Origin of the sequence: Phenylobacterium sp., assembly GCF_030654915.1 — a bacterium.
Taxonomy (GTDB): Bacteria; Pseudomonadota; Alphaproteobacteria; order Caulobacterales; family Caulobacteraceae; genus Phenylobacterium.
Genome location: NZ_JAURWM010000363.1, coordinates 21,010 through 38,703, shown reverse-complemented (window position 1 = coordinate 38,703; position 17,694 = coordinate 21,010). Strand labels below are relative to the sequence as shown.

Here is a 17,694-nt window from a genome sequence, read left to right as displayed (position 1 = left end):
TCTGCGCTAGGGACACCGCCCCAAGGCTCACCAAAACAGCCCGATCAACACACCCCGTCACAAACCTTTCCGAAACAAAATCAACAGCTTGTCCGCCGCCAACCCCGTCTCCGTCCGGCCCGTTTCCGAGCGAGGGCGGCTTCTACCCACCCCCCTTGCGCCGCGCAATAGCCAATGACGTTTCGACGACATTTTCTTGCGGAGAACTCTTTGAGGCCCTCGCGGGCCTAGGCTTCCTCGTCCACGAGCGTCGCCGGGTCGATGGCGTAGACTCGCGAGCAGTACTCGCAGGTCACGCGGATACGGCCGTCATCCTCGACCATCTCGGCGCGTTCGGCCTGATCGAAGGATTTAAGCACCGACTCGATCCGCTCATGAGAGCAGCGGCAGAAGGCTTGAAGCTGCTTGGGCTCGAACACCCGCACGCCGTCCTCATGGAAGAGGCGGAACAGCAGGGTCTCGGCAGAGATCGTCGGATCCAGCAGCTCATCCTCGCCGATGGTCTCGAAAAAGGCCTGCGAGCGCACCCAGGCTTCCGCCGTCGAGCCGCGCGCATCGTCTTCCGCGATGTTCTGAATCAGCATGCCGCCGGCGCGCCAGCGCATGCCCTCCCCGACATCGGCCCTGCCGACGGCCAGGCGCACCCGGGTCGGGGTCTGCTCCGACTGCGCGAAATATTGTTCGGCGCACAGGGCGAGCGTCTCACCTTCAATGGCGGTGACGCCCTGATAGCGGTCCATGTCCGGGCCCTGGTCCACGGTCATGATGAAGACGCCGTCGCCGAGCAGGCTCTTGGCGCCTGGGCGCACAAAGCCAGTCGTGAGTTCAGCCACCTTCTCTTCGTCGAACCGGCAATAGCCGCGCAGCGATCCGGAGGTGTCGTAGTCGGCGACCACGTAACGCACGGGGCCATCGCCCTGCGCCTGGACAATCAGCCGGCCGTCGAACTTCAGGCTGGAGCCGACCAGGGCCGCGAGCGCGCAAGCCTCGCCCAGGAGATTGGCGACGGGTTCCGGATAGTCGTGACCGGAAATGATCTCGTGGACGGCCGCGCCCATCCGCACGAGGCGGCCGCGCACGGACTCCCCTTCAACCTGGAAGGGGGCGACGATGTCGTCTGGGGCGATTTGAAGAGCTATGTCGGACATGGTGCGGGCATATAGGTGCGCCCTCCTTCAGTTGCGAGCTTCAGCGCCCCGGGATCGTCAGCCGATCGCGCCGAAACACCAGGCCAGAATGGACTTCTGGGCGTGGATGCGGTTTTCCGCCTCATCCCAGATCACCGACCGCGGCCCATCGATCACGGCGTCCGTCACTTCCTCGCCCCGGTGCGCGGGCAGGCAGTGCATGAAGATGCCGTCCTTGTCGGCGAGCGCCATCAGGTCCTCATCGACCTGATAGGGCTCCAGGGCCGCCAGGCGCTCGTCATGGTCGGTGTCGCCCATCGAGACCCAGGTGTCGGTCAGAACGCAATCAGCGCCGCGCACGGCCTCGCGCGGGTCGTCGGTGGTCACGATCTGCGCCTGCAGATCGGCGGCCCGCGCCAGGTCCATCAGGTCCGGATGATAAATCGCCGGGCTGGCGATGTTCAGCTTGAAGCCCAGCTTCGGCGCGGCATGGATGAAACTCGAGCACATGTTGTTGCCATCACCGACCCAGGCGAAGGTCCTGCCCGTCACCGGGCCACGATGTTCCTCGAAGGTCATCAGGTCGGCGATGATCTGGCAGGGATGGCCCTTGTCGGACAGGCCGTTGATCACCGGCACGCTGGACGCATGGGCCAGCCGCTCCACGTCGTCGTGGCTGTTCGCGCGCAGCATGATGGAGTCGACCATCCGCGACAGCACCATGGCGGTGTCCTCGATGCTCTCGCCGCGGCCGAGTTGCATGTCGTTGGCCGTCGAGATGATCACGTCGCCGCCGAGCTGACGCATCGCCGCGTCGAACGAGAAGCGCGTCCGGGTTGAGTTCTTCTGGAAGATCATCGCCAGGGTCCGCTCACGGGCCGGGGCGTCGCCGTCCACCCGCCCCTGCGGCCAACCGCGTCGCGCGGCCTTGCGAGCCTTGGCGTCATCCAGGATGGCGCGGAGGTCCGCTGGCTCGAGCCGCCAGAGGTCGACGAAGTGTCTCGGGGATTGGGTCATCGAATAGCTCCAACTCCGATCGCCCCGACCAATGGCCGGGGCCCAGTTTCCGCTGGAAGACCGGAGAGCTTGATGTGGGTCGCGGCCCTGGCCGGACCGAACGAATTTAAGCGGCCGCCTTGGCCTTGGCGCGAGCCGCTTCGCAGGCCTGCTCCAGCTTGCTGACCGCTTCGCGCGCTTCCTCGAGGGTGAGGGTGAGCGGCGGCAGCAGACGCACGCAGTTGTCGCCGCCCCCGGCGATCAGCAGGTGATGGTCACGCGCATGCTGCATGAACTCGCGGTTCGGCGTGGCGAGCTTCAAGCCCATCAGCATACCCTTGCCGCGGATATCGACCACGACGTCGGGATAGCGGTCTTTCAGACCGTTGAACTGCTGGGTGAAGTAGCCCGTGACCTCGCGGACGTGATCCATGAGCTCAGGCTTGGCGAGCTCTTCCATGGAGGCCAGCGCCACGGCCATGGCCAACGGGTTGCCGCCATAGGTCGAGCCGTGCGAACCGACGGTCATGCCGGCTCCCGCCTCTGCGCTGGTCACACAGGCGCCGACCGGGAAGCCACCGCCGAGCGCCTTGGCCAGGGCCAGGATGTCCGGCTTCACGCCGTCGGCCCACTCATAGGCGAACAGCTTGCCGGTCCGGCCCAGGCCGCACTGGATCTCGTCGAAAATCAGCAGGATCCCGGTTTCATCGCAGAGCTGGCGCAGCGCCTTCAGGCTCTGCTCCGACAGCGAACGCGCGCCGCCCTCGCCCTGCACCGGCTCGACGATGATCGCCGCCGTGGTCGGGCCGACGGCCGCCTTCAGGGCGTCCATGTCGTCGAAGGGCAGTTGGACGAAGCCCGGCATCCGGGGGCCGAAGCCTTCCAGATAGGCCGCATTGCCCGAGGCGTTGACGGCCGCCAGCGTGCGGCCGTGGAACGAGCCCTCGAAGCCGATGATGTCGATCCGCTCAACATCACCGCGCGCCCAGTGATACTTGCGCGCGGTCTTGATCGCGCACTCGATCGCCTCGGCGCCGGAGTTGGTGAAGAACACCTCGTCGAGCCCGGTCAGGTCGGTCAGCACCTTGGCCAGCTTTTCCTGACCTGGGATCTTGAACACGTTCGAGACGTGCCAAAGCTTCTCGGCCTGGTCCTTTACGGCCTGGACCAGCTTGGGGTGGGAGTGGCCCAGCGCATTGACCGCGATGCCAGCCATGCAGTCGAGATAGACCTCGCCGTCCGTGGTGAACAGTCGCGCGCCTTCGCCTCGTTCAAACGCCAACGGGGCGCGATTATAGACGCCCATGATGTGGTCGCTGGGAACGGTCGCGGCTTGATGCGCGGTCTTTTCGGTCACGGGGATGGCCCTCCGGAAACATAAGCGTCCCCGCAGCTTAGCGGCGGGGACTGGAAGGCTTTGCGTTTTCCGCTTGGAACGGGGGTCTGTCAATCGTCGGTTCTGTGACAGCCCATGGACGCCCTGTCCCTGTGGGTTCAAGGTCACGCGCTCACCCCAAGGAGAAGTTGGATATGGGTCTGCCGCAGACGCTCATGGCTCTCGCAGCACTAACGCTTTCAGGATGCGCATCCATGGAGTCCTCACCTCCGCCGGCCGCGAAGGCGCAGGTCACGGGCTCGGTGTTCTACCGCGAGCGTATCATGCTGGCGCCGCCCGGCGTCGTCACCGTGACCCTGGCCGACACATCCCTGATGGACGCCCCGGCCAAGGTGATCGCCACCCAGGTGATCCCGAACGTGACCGCGCCGCCGATCAACTTCGCCCTGGCCTACGATCCGGCCCAGATCATTCCGAACCACACCTATTCCGTCTCAGCGCGGATCGAGGTCGATGGGAAGCTGCGCTTCATCACCGACACCCACCACCCAGTGATCACCCACGGCGCGCCGACCCATGTCGAGATGCTGGCGGTCGGCGTTCCCCAAAACTGATCAGGCGGCAGGCCTCAGGTCTTCAGCTTGTAGCCGGTCTCGAACATCCACATGCACAGGCAGGCGAAGGCGACGACCAATCCGGCGGTCACGCCGACACCGGCCAGCAGCGAGCCCTCGGCGTGGCCGATGAAGCCGTAGCGGAACCCGTCGATCAGATAGAAGAACGGGTTGTAGTGGCTGGCCGTGCGGAACGGCTCAGGCAGGCGGTCGACCAGGTAGAAAGTCCCCGACAGGAACGTCATCGGCATGATGATGAAGTTGGTCACCACCGCCATGTGGTCGAACTTCTCGGCCCACAGCCCGGCCATGATGCCCAGCATCCCCAGAATAAGCGCGGCGCTGATCCCGAAATAGAGCACGGCCCACAGGTGGGTGATCGGCAGCCATGCGAAGGGCAGGATCGCCGCGAAGGTGACGGCCCCGACCACCACGCCGCGCGTCGCCGCGCCGAGCGCGAAGGCCAGCACCTGTTCCAGCGGCGTCAGCGGCGGGGTCATGAAGTCGCCCACCAGGCCGTTGAACTTCGCCTGCAACAGCGATGACGACGAGTTCGAGAAGGCGTTGTTCAGGATCTGCATCATGATCAGGCCGGGCGCGACAAAGATCGCGAAGGGCGTCCCATGGATCGGCGGGGCCGCGCCCTGCACGGCCACCACGAAGACCATCATATAGAGCAGGGCCGTCACCACCGGCGCGGCCAGGGTCTGCATCCCCACCTTCCAGAAGCGGCGGATCTCGCGGAGATAAAGGGTGGTGAAGCCCGCCCAGTTGAACCCGTGATAGTCGCGGGGCATCGGCGGGATAACGGCTTCGGCGGCGGGCATGTCCTTCATACCCGCCGATGTGCGCCTACGAGGTGCAGATCGCAAGCGCGAGGCCCGCACCAATCCCGTTTAGGCAAGCCCAAAAGCGCTCTTCAGCAGGCTCGCCTGTGGAGCGAATTCCGAATCAACGACGCTACATGTGGTTTCTGTGGACGAAGGAAAGGGCGCCTATTGTGGCCCCTAAGGAAGTTGTTACGATATCTAGTAGTTGAGGCGGTCAGAAATCAAGACCGCCACAAGATGTTGAATCCTGGCCGCCGCGGGGGCGGCGCCGGGTGTGTACACAGCGGTGGAGGCCAGACATGGGTTGGACTGACGAGCGCGTCGAGAGCCTTAAGAAACTCTGGCAAGACGGCCTTTCGGCCAGCCAGATCGCGAAACAATTGGGCGGGGTGACCCGCAACGCTGTCATCGGCAAGGTCCACCGCTTGGGCCTGTCGGGTCGCGCCACGCCGTCGAAGCCGGCTCGTCCGGTCTTCAAGGCTCCGCGTCCCGCACGTCCCGTCGCGGCCCCGGCCGCGCCGCGCCGCATCGCCGAGCCGGCGATCGCCGCCAGCGCGGCGCCTACGCCGGCGCCGGTGCGCTATATTGACGAAGCTCCGGGCTCGGCCACCGTGCTGACCCTCGGCGCTCACATGTGCAAGTGGCCGATCGGCGATCCGTCGAGCGACAGCTTCACCTTCTGCGGCCGCCGCCAAGACGAAGGCGTCTATTGCCTTGAGCACGCCCGCGTCGCCTATCAGCCGGTGCAAACCAAGAAGCGTTCGGGCGCCAACGAACTGGCTCGCTCGCTGCGGCGCTACATCTAAATCCGGGGGGATGGGGTTGGGGCGCTATATCGACGGCACGGCTGTCGATGTAAGCGCCCCGACTTCCCCAAGCCTCCACGCGGGGGTTTGGGTTTGCCCCGCCCGCCGCTATGTCTGCGCACATGACCGACGTCGCGCCCGACACCGACTCCAACGCCAAGGCCTATTCGGTCTCCGAGCTCGCCTTCGCGCTGAAGCGCACGCTTGAAGACGCCTACGGCTTCGTCCGTTTGCGCGCCGAGCTCTCCAAGGTCACTCACCACTCCAACGGCCACGTCTATCTGACGCTCAAGGACGAGCGCTCGGCCATCGACGGCGTCGTGTGGAAGGGATCGGTCAAGAACCTCTCCGTCCGGCCCGAGCACGGCCTGGAAGTGATCGTCACCGGCAAGATCACCACCTATCCGGCGGGCTCGCGCTACCAGATCGTCATCGAGACCATGGAGGTCGCCGGCGTCGGCGCCCTGCTGGCCCAGTTCGAGCGCTTGAAAGCCAAGCTGCAAGCCGAAGGGCTGTTCGATCCGGCGCGCAAGCAGCCCCTGCCCACCATGCCGGCGACGATCGGCGTGATCACCAGCCCGACCGGCGCCGTGATCCGCGACATCCTCCATCGGATCCGCGACCGCTGGCCCTGCCGCGTCATCGTCTGGCCCTGCGTGGTCCAAGGCGAGGCCGCCGCCGCCCAGGTCGGAAATGCAATCCAGCGCTTCAACGCCCTCCCTCTCGACGGCCCAATTCCCCGGCCTGACATCCTGATCGTCGCGCGGGGCGGGGGTTCGGTGGAGGATCTCTGGGCCTTCAACGACGAGACCTTGGCTCGCACGGTCGCGGCCGGGACCATCCCGCTCATCTCCGCGGTGGGCCATGAGACCGACACCACCCTGATCGACTTCGTCTCCGACCGCCGCGCGCCGACCCCGACCGCCGCGGCCGAGATCGCGACCCCGGTCCTGCCCGAGCTGCGGGCCTATATCGGCGACCTCTCCAGCCGGCTGCATCGCTGCGGCGGTCGCGCGGTCGAAGATCGCCGCGGCCGCGTGGAACACGCCGGACGCGCCCTCGCGCGGGTGCCGGACCTGGTCGAGATGGCCGCCCAGCGCTTCAACCTCGCCTCCAGCCGGCTGGGCGCTGGCCTTTCGCGCAATGTCGCCGCCCACCACACCGACCTGGTCAGGGTGTCTTCGCGGCTGTCGCCCAGCCTGCTGCAGCGGCCCCAACAGGTTCACACCGAGCGCCTGACCCGGTTGCTGGTGCGGATGAAGCCGGCCCTGGACCGCAAGATCGAGCGCAGCACCGAGCGCCTGACCAGCCTGGTGAAGCTCTACGGCTCGGTCGACCCCAGCGCGCCGCTGAAACGCGGCTTCGCCCGAGTGCATCGGGCCGACGGCTCGCTGGTTCGCGAAGGCGCCTCCCTGGCCAGCGGCGAGGGCGTGCGTCTGGTGTTCGCCGACCAGTCGCGCGAGGCGGTCATCGACGGCCCGCCGGCGCTCATCCCCTCGGCGCCGACGCCCCAACCGGCCAAGCCGGCGCGCGCGCCAAAGCCGGTATCGAGCCAATCCAATCAAGGCGATCTGTTCTGATCGGCTTTCGCGCGCTAAACTAACCACATGAACGCCCACGACCGCGACCTCACCGGCTCCGACATCGCCTCGCTTCACTATGGCGACGGCGAGTTCGTCGTTCTCAAGCCGGGACGCTACGTGATCTGCGCCGTCTCCAAGGTGAAGATCCCGGTGGAAGCCCTGCGCTACTGGAACCCAGCCCTCCAGGAAGCCTACGCCACGCCGGTCGAAGCATTGGCGCGGTGGAAGCAGATCAATCCCTGACCACCGTCTGAGCCGCCGCGCCGCGGCGCTCGGGCTGGCCTCGGTTAGTCTGACAAGCCCGGCTCACGCCGCGCAGGGCCTCTCCCTGGCCGGACGCTACCAACAGGGCGGCTTTGCGATTGGCCGCACCGCGCCTGGCGCCAAGATCCTCCTCGACGGGCAGTCCGTCACCCGCGCTTCTCCGACGGGCTTCTTCGTGATCGGCTTTGATCGCGACGCCCCCTCAAAAGCGGTTCTGCGGGTCGCCGGCTGGGGGCCTGACACCACCCGCACCCTCGACGTCGCCAAGGGCGACTTCGACATCCAACGGATCTCCGGCCTCGGCTCCCCCTATCGGGGCAAGGCCAGCCCCGAACTCGAGGCGCGGATCGCCGACGAGAACCGCCGAAAGGCCGCGGCCTTCGCCAGCCGTCTCGAGCGCGACGATTTCCGAGACGGCTTCTCCTCGCCCCTGAAGGACTTTCGGGTCAGCGCCAGGTTCGGCGGCCAGCGGATCGTGAACGGCCTGCCCCGCCCGCCGCACTACGGGATCGATCTGGCCGCTCCGCGCGGAACGACCGTTCGCTCGCCCGCAGGCGGCGAGGTCTTGCTGGCCGACAGCGGCATGTTGTTCGAAGGCGGCCTGATCATGATCGATCACGGCCAGGGCCTGATCACCGCCTACCTGCACCTCAGCGATGTCGGCGTCGCCCGCGGCCAGAGCGTTCGGCGCGGCGAACGCATCGGCGCGGTCGGCGCCACCGGCAGAGCCACCGGCCCGCACCTTTGCTGGCGCATGAAATGGCGTGGCCGACACATGGACCCGATGCTGATGGTGGGCGCGCGGACTCCAGCCTAAAAGCTGATCGTCACCGCGTGCGCTTATAGGTTTCGCTGGGCCAGCGCTTGTGGGTCCAGAACCACTCCGCCGGGCGTTCGCGCACGCGCTCCTCGATGAAGGCGTTGACCTTGCGCACGCCGGCCTCGATGTCGGCGGTCATATTGCCGGTGTGTTCCAGGTGGATCGGTTCGTGCACGACGACACGGAACCGCGCCTTGTAGCGGCGCTGCACCGACATCGGTTGGAGCACGGTGTTGAAGCGCAAAGCCAGGCGCGAGGGGCCGGGCGCGGTATGGGCGATCAAGCCGAAGATCGGCGCCGCCACGCCGCCATTAAACTTCTGGTCGTTCATCAGCGCGACCGACTCGCCACGTCCCAGGGCCGTCAGCAATTCGCGCGCCCCATCGCCGCCCTTGGGCGCAAAATAGCGGACTCCATAGCGGAAACGATAGTCCCGAACCCGCTTCTCGACGTGCGGGTTGTTCATCGCCCGATAAGTAATGTGGCACTTCACAGGGGAATTCACGATCGTCGCGGGCATCACCTCGAAGTTCGAGAAGTGGCCCGAAACGAAAACCACCGGCTCCTGCTTGGCGGCGATCTCGTTCAGGCGATGACCGTTGACCACCTCGACCCGATCGGGTGATCCGATGATCCGGTCCATGATCAGCAGTTCCAGGAACGTCCGGCCGGTGTTGTCCCACTGCTCGACCAACAGCCGCGCGATCTCGGCGTCTGAGGCTTGCGGAAACACGATGCGCAGATTGATCTCGGCGACCTTGTGCGCGCCGGTCAGCGGTCCCGCGGCCTTGAAAAACCACGCGCCGAAATCGGACACCATGTCGACCGGCAGCATCCTGGCGAACAGGATCACCACATCGAAGGCCAAGGCCTCCAATCGCCACAAAATATCCTGCGCCACCGAGGGCTTCGCCTGCGTCATGTCCCTCTACTAGTCGCCTCCTCCGGGGTCGCGCAACGCGAACGGCGCTCGCTTGGCGCGCGACTTGCCAAATTCCCTGCGAGCCGTCTCGCTTTGGGACGGAGGCACGCAGAATAGCGAGGGGACGATGGAACCCATGGGCGACAGCATCGACGTACACCTGGGCAAGCGCCTTCGCCGCCGCCGGCGGCTGCTGGGTCTGACCCAGCAGCAACTGGCGGGGGCATGCGGGGTGCGCTTCCAACAGATTCAAAAATACGAGTGCGGCGCGAACCGCATCTCGGCCGCGCGCCTGTGGCAGCTGTCCGAGGCCCTGGAGGTTCCGGTCGGCTATTTCTACGACGGCCTGACCGCTGCGGCTCAACGCGAACATTGCGCGAGCGAAGGCGAAGCCGGCGGCGAGATGTTCGCCCGCAAGGAGACCCAAGACCTGATCCGCGCCTACTACCTGCTCGGCGAGCGCCCCCGCCGTCGCCTGCTCGATCTCGCCAAGTCGCTGAACGGCGACCACGAGCTCGCCTGACGGCTCGCCTCCGTTCGGCTTTCACGAAAGCCAGCGGCGAGGTAAAGCGGGAGCCATGCCCGCCTCCACCCTCGCCGCTGGCCGCCTGGCCGAACTCGACGCCTTCCTGATCGAGCTGAACGCCGCCTCCGCGGAGGTCATCCTGCCATTGTTCCGCGCCGACCACGGCCTGGAGGACAAGGGCGGAGCCAAGGGCTTTGATCCCGTCACCGCCGCCGACAAGGGCGCGGAAGTCGCGATCCGCAAGTTGATCGCCGAGCGCTATCCCGACCACGGGGTGATCGGCGAAGAATATGGCGAGGACCGCCCAGGCGCCGAGTTCGTCTGGGTCCTGGATCCCGTCGATGGCACCCGCGCGTTCATCGCCGGCCTGCCGCTGTGGTGCACCCTGATCGGCCTCCGGCACAACGGGCGCCCGGTTCTGGGCTCAATCGGCCAACCCTATCTAGATGAAATCTTCCTGGGCCATGCGGGCGGCTCACGCCTGATCGCGCGCGGCGAGACGCGTAGCTTGCAGGTCCGCCCCTGCCCCAAGCTGACCGACGCCGTCATCGCCACCACCGACCCCGAGGCCTGTTTCGACGGCGCCGAGCTGGGAGCCTGGACCCAGGTGCGCGCCGCCGCCCGCCTCGCGCGGCTGGGCTGCGACGCCTACGCCTACGCCATGGTGGCGATGGGCAAGATGGACATGGTGATCGAGGCGGGACTGAAGTCCTGGGACATCGAGTCGGCCATCCCGCTGATCGAGGGCGCGGGCGGCATGGTCACCGACTGGCGCGGCCAGCCGGTGGGGCAGAACGGCGGTCAGATCGCCATCGCCGGCGACCGGGCCTGCCTCGACGAGGCCCTGGTCGCCCTGAAACGTTCGGCGAAGTAGCTAGGCCTTCGCGGCCGGAGCCTTCTTCGCCGCCGGCTTAGCGGCCGGCGCTTTGGAAGCCGCCGCAGCCTTGGGAGCAGCCGGAGCCTTGGCGGTCGCGGGCTTAGGCGCAGCCTTAGTCGCAGGAGCCTTCGCCGTCGAAGCCTTGGGAGCAGCAGGCTTGGGAGCAGCGCCCTTGGCGGCGGCCTTCGGGGCCGGCGCAGCCTTGGCTGCAGGCGCCTTCTTCGGCGCGGCGGCCTTTGTCGCCGGCGCCGCCGCCTTTTTCGCAGCAGGCTTGGCCGCTGCAGCCTCAACCTTCTTCGCCGCGACGGGCTTGGCGGCGGCCTTAGGGGCCGCCGGCTTCGCAGCCGCCTTGGGGGCCGCTGCCGGCTTTGGATCCGAAGCCGTCTTCGAAGCGGCCTTCTTCACCGGAGCCTTCGCCGCTGCGGGCTTAGCCGCGGGTGTCGGAGCGACTGCAGGCTCGACCGCGGCCGCCATCAGCGGTGCTGGGTCCGGCGCCGCGGCCACCGGCTTGGCCGCCACGGGCGCGGGCTCCGGGGCCGCTGGCTGGGCGGCGGGCGCAGGAGCCGTCGACGACTTGCCCAGCAGGGTGTCGAGCGCACGCAGGAAGATATTCCGCATAGTGTCGGTCTCCATCAGAATTTCATGGTACGCGCCGGGAACGTTGATGAACTCGCCCTTGGGCAAGTTCCTGGCAACGGCGCGTTGGGCGTCGTTGTCGACGAGCTTGTCTTGTTCCGCTGAGACGATGACGACCGGGATCGTCACGCTCTTCAAGTTTCCGCCCTGCGCCAGATAGGCTGTAGCGCGGAAGGCGAAGTCCAGCCATCCCCAGGTCGGCCCGCCCAGGCCAAGATCGGGCGCGGCCAGGATTTGCGCCTTGCCCCGCTCATAGCGTGCTCGGTCGTGGGTCAGCACGTTATTCTCAAAAGTCTCGGGCGCGCCCGCCCCGCGGGCGAACCGCCCAGCACGGCCGAGCATCACGTTGAAGGCCGCCGTGGCCCGCGCGATCAGCAAAGGGACTCCGCCAGTCTGCAGCCCGAGCATCGGCGCCGACAGGATCGCGCCCTCGAAGCGCGAGGCCTCGCCGTGGGCCAGGGCCAGCAGCGTCAGGCAGCCGCCCATCGAATGGCCGATCGCGAACGACGGCTTGGGCAGCCGGCCTTCATACGCCGCCAGCAGAGCGTGGTAGTCGCCAAGGAACGCCTGATAGCCGCTCGCATGCCCAGCCAGCCTATCCTTCAGCTCGCGATGCGACAGCCCTTGGCCGCGCCAGTCGTGAGTCAGAACCACGTAGCCGCGACTGGTCAGGTCCTCGATCGTCTCGAAGTATTTCTCAATGGCCTCGGTCCGGCCGCCGCTCAGTACGATCGAGCCGCGGACCTCACCCTTGGCGGGGAACAGCGCCGCGCGCAGCCGCGCTCCATCAACGCCGTTGAACCACTCCGCCTCGCCCCCAGCAGGAACGGGCGCGCCACGGATCGAAATGAGGGGAGCGGCCAAGCTGTCTATCCTAGTTTCGCGAACAGAGCCTGCATCTGAGGCTGCAGCGACATGGCCAGTCCCATGTCAGACACCTTGAGCCGTCCGGTGATCACCGCGGTCATGGGATTGAGTTCGCCCTTGCCCAGCGCTTTCAAATCCTTCTGGCTGATCGAAACCGTCAGGTCCGCCGGCTTGTCGTCATTAGAGACCGCGCCGCCTTCGATATGGATAAAGCCCTCGCCGCGCAGGTCGACCTTGAACGACTTGCCCAGCCCGGCGTCTTCGCCCACGGCCTGGGTCACACGTTCGGTCAGTTCCTGCAGGGTCGTCATGGGCGCGTTCTCACATCAAAGTGAGCGGCACCTTCGCCTCAAGCGCGAGCCAAGTAAACGGCGCGACTAGGGTTTAGGCAGCGTTTTCCGCGCAATAGCCGATCAGCTGGCGGCCTGCTGGGCCGGACAGGTCTCGCTGATGCGCTTGGCGGTGGTCGTGGCGCGCGCGCTCAGCGGCAGCCCGGCATAGACCGTGCTGATGTCGGCGATCATCGTGAAGGTGGTGGGCGAGTAGGTCCCGGTCGCCTGGAGCGCGGCCTTGCTGCCGTTCTTGGTGGCGCACTGGCCCTTCAGCGAGATCTTGCCATCCCTGAAGACCCTTGTCGGGTAATCGCATTTATAGTGGCGGTTGGACGGTCCCATCACGAACTTGGCGACCTCGGCTGGCGTGATGCAGCGCTTCTCGGTCTTGGTCTGGCTGACGATCGCCGAGACTTTGTTGGTGACCTCCCAATAGCCGGGCTGAATCGTGGTGTCCTGAGCGAGCGCCGGCGCGGCCAACAAAGCACAGGCCGGGATCAGGGCGAGAGCGGTCTTGCGGATCATCACTTACCTTTATCGCATGGCGTTCGCGCCAGACTAGCGGCTTCAACCTGACTGGCGGCTGACCGACCGGAAGCCGGTCCGTTCATCTGGCGTGACAAGCAAGGAGTTCAAGTTCATAGTTGAGAACGCTTCTCAATAACGAAACTAAGAACCTAGCCTTGGGAGGGCCCATGAAGACCCTGCAACTCGCCGACATCGACGGAATTTACCGGCCGCCGGGACAGCTCGTCCTCGACAAGGTGCTGAGCCACGTCGACAAGCACGGCAAGAGCTTCATCGCGCTGTCGCCGTTCTGCGTTGTCAGCTCGGCCGGTCCCGACGGCGCCATCGACGTTTCCCCGCGCGGCGGCGAGCCGGGCTTCGTGCATGTGAGCGAGGACGGCAAGAGCCTCTTCCTGCCTGATCGGCCAGGCAACAACCGGTTGGACAACATCCGCAACCTGCTGGCAGGCTCCGGCGCCATCGGACTGATGTTCATGATCCCCGGCTTCGACGACGTCTTCCGAGTCAACGGCCGCGCCAGCGCCACCGACGACGCGGATCTGCTCTCCCAGTTCGTCGAGTTCGGGAAAACGCCGCGACTGTTGCTCAGCATCGCGGTCGACGAGGCCTTCTTACACTGCCCCAAGGCGATCATGCGCGCCAAGCTGTGGGAAGCCGAAGCTCAGGTCGACCGCAGCGCCCTGCCGTCTGGCGCGGAGATGGTCATGGACCAGCTCCAGCTCGGCAAGCCGCAGGTCAGTGACGAGGTGATCATCGAGAGCTACAAGACCCAGCTCTGAGCTAGGCGGCGGGCTTCACCAGCCGGAGCGTCATCCGATCGCTCTCGCCGATGGCGTCATACTTGGTGCGATCAAAACTCGGATCAGGCGCCTCGCCGCGCGGCGAGGTCAGCCGCACGGGCGGCAAGGTCCAGACGCCGAACGGATGGTCGCGCGTGTCTTTTGGATTGGCGTTGATCTCGCTGGTCTTGTCGAGGACGAAGCCGGCCTCCTGGGCCAGGCGGATCGCGTAGGCCTGCTGCACATAGCCATCGGCGGCCAGGGCGTCCTGCACGTCGCCCGGCGCGGCGCGATGCTCCTCGATGCCCAGAACCCCGCCCGGCTTCAAGGCGGCGAAGGCGTCGCGGAAAGCTTTCTCGACAATGCCGGCCGCCATCCAGTTGTGCGGGTTGCGCAGGAACAGCACCAGATCGGCGCTCCCGGCCGGGGCCACCGGGCCGCTGGTGGCGCCGAACGCGGTGATCTCGACCTGGCCAAAGATCTTGGGATTGGCTTTCAGCCTGGCGCGATAGGCCTCGACGATCTCAACGGCGGCCGGATCGGTCGGCTCCAGGTCCGCGGCGATCAGCTTGCCGCTGTTGGCCGCCAGATAAGGGGCGAGGATGTCGGTGAACCAGCCGGCGCCGGGCCAGAATTCGACCACGGTCTGGCCAGGCTTCAAGCCCCAGAACTCGAGTGTCTCGATGGGGTGGCGCCAGGGATCACGCGCCTTGTCGGCGGGCGCTCGCCAATCGCCGGCCACCGCCTGCGCGATCGTCATGCCCTTGGCTGGACGGCTCGCCGCGGGCGGCTCGGGCGAGGCCTCACCCTTCTTGCCGCAAGCCGCGAGCGCCAGGACGCCGACCAGGGCGCTCCGCCGCGAGAACGAGGTTGTCGAAGGTAAGCGCCGCATACAAATCCTAGATATCGTCCCGGGCCGCGTAGCGTGACCCGGGACGATGGTCAAAGCATGGCCCTAGGGCTTCACGAACCGCAGCGTCATGCGGTCGCTCTCGCCGATCGCGTCATACTTGGCGCGGTCGAACTTGGGATCGACCGGGGCGCCGCCCGCAGAGGAACTGCGCACCGGCGGCAGAGTCCAGACGCCGAACGGATGGTCCTTGGTGTCCTTCGGATTGGCGTTGATCTCAGACTTGGCGTCCAGCTTGAAGCCCGCCTTCTCGGCGGCGGCTATGACGAAATCGGTTGCGACATAGCCATCCTTGGCGCCGGGAACCTGGGCGCGGGTGGGATCGGAACGATGCTCCTCGACGGCCAAGACGCCGCCGGGCTTCAGGACGTCGTAGAAGTCCTTGAAGACCTTATCCACCATGCCCTCCTGCCCCATCCAGTTGTGGACGTTGCGGGCGGTGATGACGACATCGGCCGAGCCCGGCGCGCCGAGCGGCGCGGAGACAGGGCCAAAGCCGACATATCCAATTGTTCCGTAGCGGGCCTGGTCGGCGTACTTCGCCTCAAAATCGGCGCGGCCCTTGCGAGCGCCCTCCGAGAGCTTCGGATTGGCGGTGTCAGCGACGCCCGCCACATAGGCGCCGCCAGTGGCCTTGGCGTAGGGGGCGAGGATCTCGGTCCAATAGCCCGAACCGGGGTAGACCTCGATCACGGTCTTCTTCGGAGCGAGGCCCCAGAAGGCCAGGGACTCGTAGGGATGGCGCGCGGGGTCGCGCGCCACATGGGCCGCGCTTCGCTGCGGTCCGGCGATGGCGGCCTTTAGCGCTTGGTCCTCGGCCGCAGCCGCAGGCTGGGCGACGCAGATCACCGCGGCGAGCGCGGCGAGCAGGGCGATTTTGCGATGGGACATCTCTGGCGGAGCCTTTGTTCTGTTTCCTCGGTGGCCGGGAGCCTACTGGCGCTTGCGCCGCTGGCAAGCCGAGTTGAGCATTCGCTGGAGGCCACAGTTGAAATTGTCCCGCGACGGGGGTCTTGAACCCAGGTCGCCACCTCCCACCTAAGCATTCGAAGGCGCTGGACATCCGGGCCTTCCGGGCAATGTGCGAGGCCGCTTTTGGGTCGCACGCCGCCTGACCAACGCAACCTTGCTTAAGCCAAGAAGGTACCTGACATGCGTACGATCGACTTCTCCCCCCTCTACCGCTCCGTGGTCGGTTTTGACCGCCTGGCCTCCCTGCTGGAAACCGCCAGCGCCGACGCCGCGGCCGGCTATCCGCCTTACAATATCGAGCGCACCGATGAGAACGCCTACCGCGTCGAGATCGCGGTCGCGGGCTTCCGTCCCGAAGAACTGAACATCGAGGTCAAGGAAAACCTCCTGACCGTCCAAGGCCGCAAGGCCGCCAACGACGACCAACGCCGGTTCCTCCACCGCGGCCTGGCCGAGCGCAACTTCGAGCGCCGGTTCCAACTCGCCGACTATGTGGTGGTGACTGAGGCCAAGCTCGCCGACGGCCTGCTCTCCATCTCCCTCAAGCGCGAATTGCCTGAGGCCCTGAAGCCCCGCCAGATCGAGATCACCACCTCGGTCCAGCCTGACCTGATCGAAGGCGAGAAAGCCGCCTAACCTCCCCCCCGAGGCGGCTTTTGCCCTCCAAGGGACGGCGCGCGATCGCGCCGTCCCTACCCCTTTCCTCCCCCAAGTAGGATCCTGGGCGGCGCGCAAGCGCCGCCCTTTTTTTGATCGCCGCTGACAGCACGGTGGCAGCAGTCGGGCGTTAGATCCCTCGCAGGTTCACGGCGGAGGAATTGAAGGCCCTGAAGGGAAGCTGCCACTGCGGCGCCACCCAGTTCGAGGTGACGGCGGCGCCGGTCAGCGTGACCAGCTGCAATTGTTCATATTGCGCCAAGCGTGGCGGACTCTGGGCCTATTACACGCCCGAGCAGTTCAAGCTGACGACCGCCCGCGACCGGGTCTCGACCTATCAATGGGGCGGCTATTTCGGCCAGCACCACTTTTGCGGAATCTGTGGCTGCACCACCTATGGCGAAAGCCCCGACTGGGTCGACTACAAGCCCGACTACGCCAATCCCAAGATCGGCGTGAACGCCCGGCTGTTCAACGATTTCGACCTCGCCGCCGTGCCCGTGGAACACGTGAACGGCAAGAACGACTGGTAGCTCAGAACCTCCCGTGCCGCCCCTGGCCGGAAACAAAACGGGTCGCGCCTTCGATCCCCTCGCCGGTGCGCAGGGTGGCGCGGCCCAGCTCGATCTCCAGGCGGGTCGCCGCGTCCCAGTCCAGCGACCATTGGCCGATGGCCGAGGCGCGGTCGTTGCGCAGGCACACCTGCGGGAAGGCCGATAGCTGAGCCGCAAGCTCCATGGCGAGGTCCAAGGCCTCGCCCCTCGGGGCGAGCCGGTTGGCCAGGCCCATCGCATAGGCCTCCTGCGCCTCGACCGGGCGGCCGGTCAGGATGAGATCCATCGCGCGTGAATGACCGATCAACCGCGGGAGCCGCACGGTGCCCAGATCGATCAGCGGCACGCCGAACCGCCGGCAGAAGACCCCGAACACCGAACCCTCGGCCGCGACCCGCAGGTCGCACCAAGCCGCCACCTCCAAGCCTCCGGCGACGGCATGGCCCTCCACCGCGGCGATGACCGGCTTGGAGAGCGAGAGCCGCGTGCAGCCCATCGGTCCCAAGTCGCCCTCGCCATGCACAGGATTGCCGCGCCCTTCGCTGACGCCCTTGAGATCGGCACCGGCGCAGAAGCTTCCGCCTCGCCCCTGAAGAACGGCGACGTCCAGCGCATCGTCGGCGTCAAACGCCTTGAACGCGTCGTAGAGCGCCTGGGCCGTGGCCCCGTCGACAGCGTTGCGACGCTCCGGACGCTCGATGGTGACGAGCGCCGTGCGGCCGCGAATCTCGACGCTTACGGTTTCCATGACCTGGCCT

At 66.5% G+C, this 17,694-nt stretch carries 21 protein-coding genes; 10 read left to right on the top strand and 11 right to left on the bottom strand.

The window, feature by feature from the left end:
* Positions 1-227 precede the first annotated feature (227 nt).
* The 3 genes from Q7T84_RS18700 to Q7T84_RS18690 all read right to left on the bottom strand — a co-directional run bounded on the left by Q7T84_RS18700 (position 228) and on the right by Q7T84_RS18690 (position 3,429).
* A complete protein-coding gene (locus Q7T84_RS18700) occupies positions 228-1,148 on the bottom strand; it encodes an Hsp33 family molecular chaperone (protein WP_304811925.1) in 921 nt (306 codons plus the stop codon).
* A gap of 57 nt (positions 1,149-1,205) precedes the next feature.
* Complete coding sequence (argF, locus tag Q7T84_RS18695) at positions 1,206-2,144, bottom strand: ornithine carbamoyltransferase (RefSeq protein WP_304811923.1); 939 nt, start codon at positions 2,142-2,144, stop codon at positions 1,206-1,208.
* 106 nt (positions 2,145-2,250) lie between these two features.
* Complete coding sequence (locus Q7T84_RS18690) at positions 2,251-3,429, bottom strand: aspartate aminotransferase family protein (RefSeq protein WP_304811937.1); 1,179 nt, start codon at positions 3,427-3,429, stop codon at positions 2,251-2,253.
* Between the two features lie 284 nt (positions 3,430-3,713).
* Between Q7T84_RS18690 and Q7T84_RS18685 the strand changes: the two genes are divergently transcribed.
* A complete protein-coding gene (locus Q7T84_RS18685) occupies positions 3,714-4,073 on the top strand; it encodes a YbaY family lipoprotein (protein ID WP_304811921.1) in 360 nt (119 codons plus the stop codon).
* Positions 4,074-4,087: 14 nt separating this feature from the next.
* Here the strand turns inward: Q7T84_RS18685 and Q7T84_RS18680 are convergent, their stop codons facing one another.
* On the bottom strand, positions 4,088-4,909 hold the full coding sequence (locus Q7T84_RS18680) for an ABC transporter permease (RefSeq protein WP_304811919.1): 822 nt from the start codon (positions 4,907-4,909) through the stop codon (positions 4,088-4,090).
* Positions 4,910-5,202: 293 nt separating this feature from the next.
* Between Q7T84_RS18680 and Q7T84_RS18675 the strand changes: the two genes are divergently transcribed.
* The 4 genes from Q7T84_RS18675 (at position 5,203) to Q7T84_RS18660 (ending at position 8,373) form a co-directional block, all read left to right on the top strand.
* Positions 5,203-5,709 carry a GcrA family cell cycle regulator gene (locus Q7T84_RS18675; RefSeq protein WP_304811917.1) on the top strand — a complete coding sequence of 169 codons (507 nt, stop codon included), beginning with the start codon at positions 5,203-5,205 and terminating at the stop codon, positions 5,707-5,709.
* A 122-nt stretch (positions 5,710-5,831) separates the two neighbouring features.
* Positions 5,832-7,289 carry an exodeoxyribonuclease VII large subunit gene (xseA, locus tag Q7T84_RS18670; RefSeq protein ID WP_304811915.1) on the top strand — a complete coding sequence of 486 codons (1,458 nt, stop codon included), beginning with the start codon at positions 5,832-5,834 and terminating at the stop codon, positions 7,287-7,289.
* Between the two features lie 27 nt (positions 7,290-7,316).
* Positions 7,317-7,535, top strand: coding sequence for a DUF2093 domain-containing protein (locus Q7T84_RS18665; protein WP_304811913.1), 219 nt, complete (start codon positions 7,317-7,319; stop codon positions 7,533-7,535).
* A gap of 196 nt (positions 7,536-7,731) precedes the next feature.
* Positions 7,732-8,373, top strand: coding sequence for a M23 family metallopeptidase (locus Q7T84_RS18660; protein WP_370653687.1), 642 nt, complete (start codon positions 7,732-7,734; stop codon positions 8,371-8,373).
* Positions 8,374-8,383: 10 nt separating this feature from the next.
* Here Q7T84_RS18660 and Q7T84_RS18655 read toward each other — a convergent pair whose 3' ends face one another.
* Positions 8,384-9,298 (bottom strand): lysophospholipid acyltransferase family protein, encoded by a 915-nt coding sequence (locus Q7T84_RS18655; protein WP_304811910.1) that lies wholly within the window; start codon positions 9,296-9,298, stop codon positions 8,384-8,386.
* Between the two features lie 127 nt (positions 9,299-9,425).
* Between Q7T84_RS18655 and Q7T84_RS18650 the strand changes: the two genes are divergently transcribed.
* The gene (locus tag Q7T84_RS18650) at positions 9,426-9,821 is read left to right on the top strand and encodes a helix-turn-helix domain-containing protein (protein ID WP_304811908.1); all 396 of its coding nucleotides are present in this window, start codon (positions 9,426-9,428) and stop codon (positions 9,819-9,821) included.
* Between the two features lie 55 nt (positions 9,822-9,876).
* Positions 9,877-10,698, top strand: a complete 822-nt coding sequence (hisN, locus tag Q7T84_RS18645; protein WP_304811905.1) for a histidinol-phosphatase — start codon at positions 9,877-9,879, stop codon at positions 10,696-10,698.
* Here hisN and Q7T84_RS18640 read toward each other — a convergent pair whose 3' ends face one another.
* The 3 genes from Q7T84_RS18640 to Q7T84_RS18630 form a co-directional block, all read right to left on the bottom strand.
* Positions 10,699-12,201 (bottom strand): alpha/beta fold hydrolase, encoded by a 1,503-nt coding sequence (locus Q7T84_RS18640; protein WP_304811903.1) that lies wholly within the window; start codon positions 12,199-12,201, stop codon positions 10,699-10,701. It lies immediately after the preceding gene.
* A 5-nt stretch (positions 12,202-12,206) separates the two neighbouring features.
* Positions 12,207-12,515 (bottom strand): SCP2 sterol-binding domain-containing protein, encoded by a 309-nt coding sequence (locus tag Q7T84_RS18635; protein WP_304811901.1) that lies wholly within the window; start codon positions 12,513-12,515, stop codon positions 12,207-12,209.
* A 102-nt stretch (positions 12,516-12,617) separates the two neighbouring features.
* Positions 12,618-13,061 carry a DUF3617 family protein gene (locus Q7T84_RS18630; RefSeq protein WP_304811899.1) on the bottom strand — a complete coding sequence of 148 codons (444 nt, stop codon included), beginning with the start codon at positions 13,059-13,061 and terminating at the stop codon, positions 12,618-12,620.
* 170 nt (positions 13,062-13,231) lie between these two features.
* Between Q7T84_RS18630 and Q7T84_RS18625 the strand changes: the two genes are divergently transcribed.
* Entirely contained in the window at positions 13,232-13,843 is a 612-nt protein-coding gene (locus tag Q7T84_RS18625; RefSeq protein WP_304811896.1) for an MSMEG_1061 family FMN-dependent PPOX-type flavoprotein, read from the top strand.
* A 1-nt stretch (position 13,844) separates the two neighbouring features.
* Here Q7T84_RS18625 and Q7T84_RS18620 read toward each other — a convergent pair whose 3' ends face one another.
* Positions 13,845-14,735, bottom strand: coding sequence for a class I SAM-dependent methyltransferase (locus Q7T84_RS18620; RefSeq protein ID WP_304811893.1), 891 nt, complete (start codon positions 14,733-14,735; stop codon positions 13,845-13,847).
* Between the two features lie 63 nt (positions 14,736-14,798).
* The gene (locus Q7T84_RS18615; protein ID WP_304811889.1) at positions 14,799-15,644 is read right to left on the bottom strand and encodes a class I SAM-dependent methyltransferase; all 846 of its coding nucleotides are present in this window, start codon (positions 15,642-15,644) and stop codon (positions 14,799-14,801) included.
* Positions 15,645-15,905: 261 nt separating this feature from the next.
* On the opposite strand from Q7T84_RS18615, the gene Q7T84_RS18610 reads away from it, so the two are divergent.
* Entirely contained in the window at positions 15,906-16,361 is a 456-nt protein-coding gene (locus Q7T84_RS18610) for an Hsp20 family protein (RefSeq protein WP_304811886.1), read from the top strand.
* A gap of 182 nt (positions 16,362-16,543) precedes the next feature.
* A complete protein-coding gene (locus Q7T84_RS18605; protein ID WP_304811883.1) occupies positions 16,544-16,915 on the top strand; it encodes a GFA family protein in 372 nt (123 codons plus the stop codon).
* Between the two features lies 1 nt (position 16,916).
* Here the strand turns inward: Q7T84_RS18605 and Q7T84_RS18600 are convergent, their stop codons facing one another.
* On the bottom strand, positions 16,917-17,684 hold the full coding sequence (locus Q7T84_RS18600) for a crotonase/enoyl-CoA hydratase family protein (protein WP_304811880.1): 768 nt from the start codon (positions 17,682-17,684) through the stop codon (positions 16,917-16,919).
* Positions 17,685-17,694 lie beyond the last annotated feature (10 nt).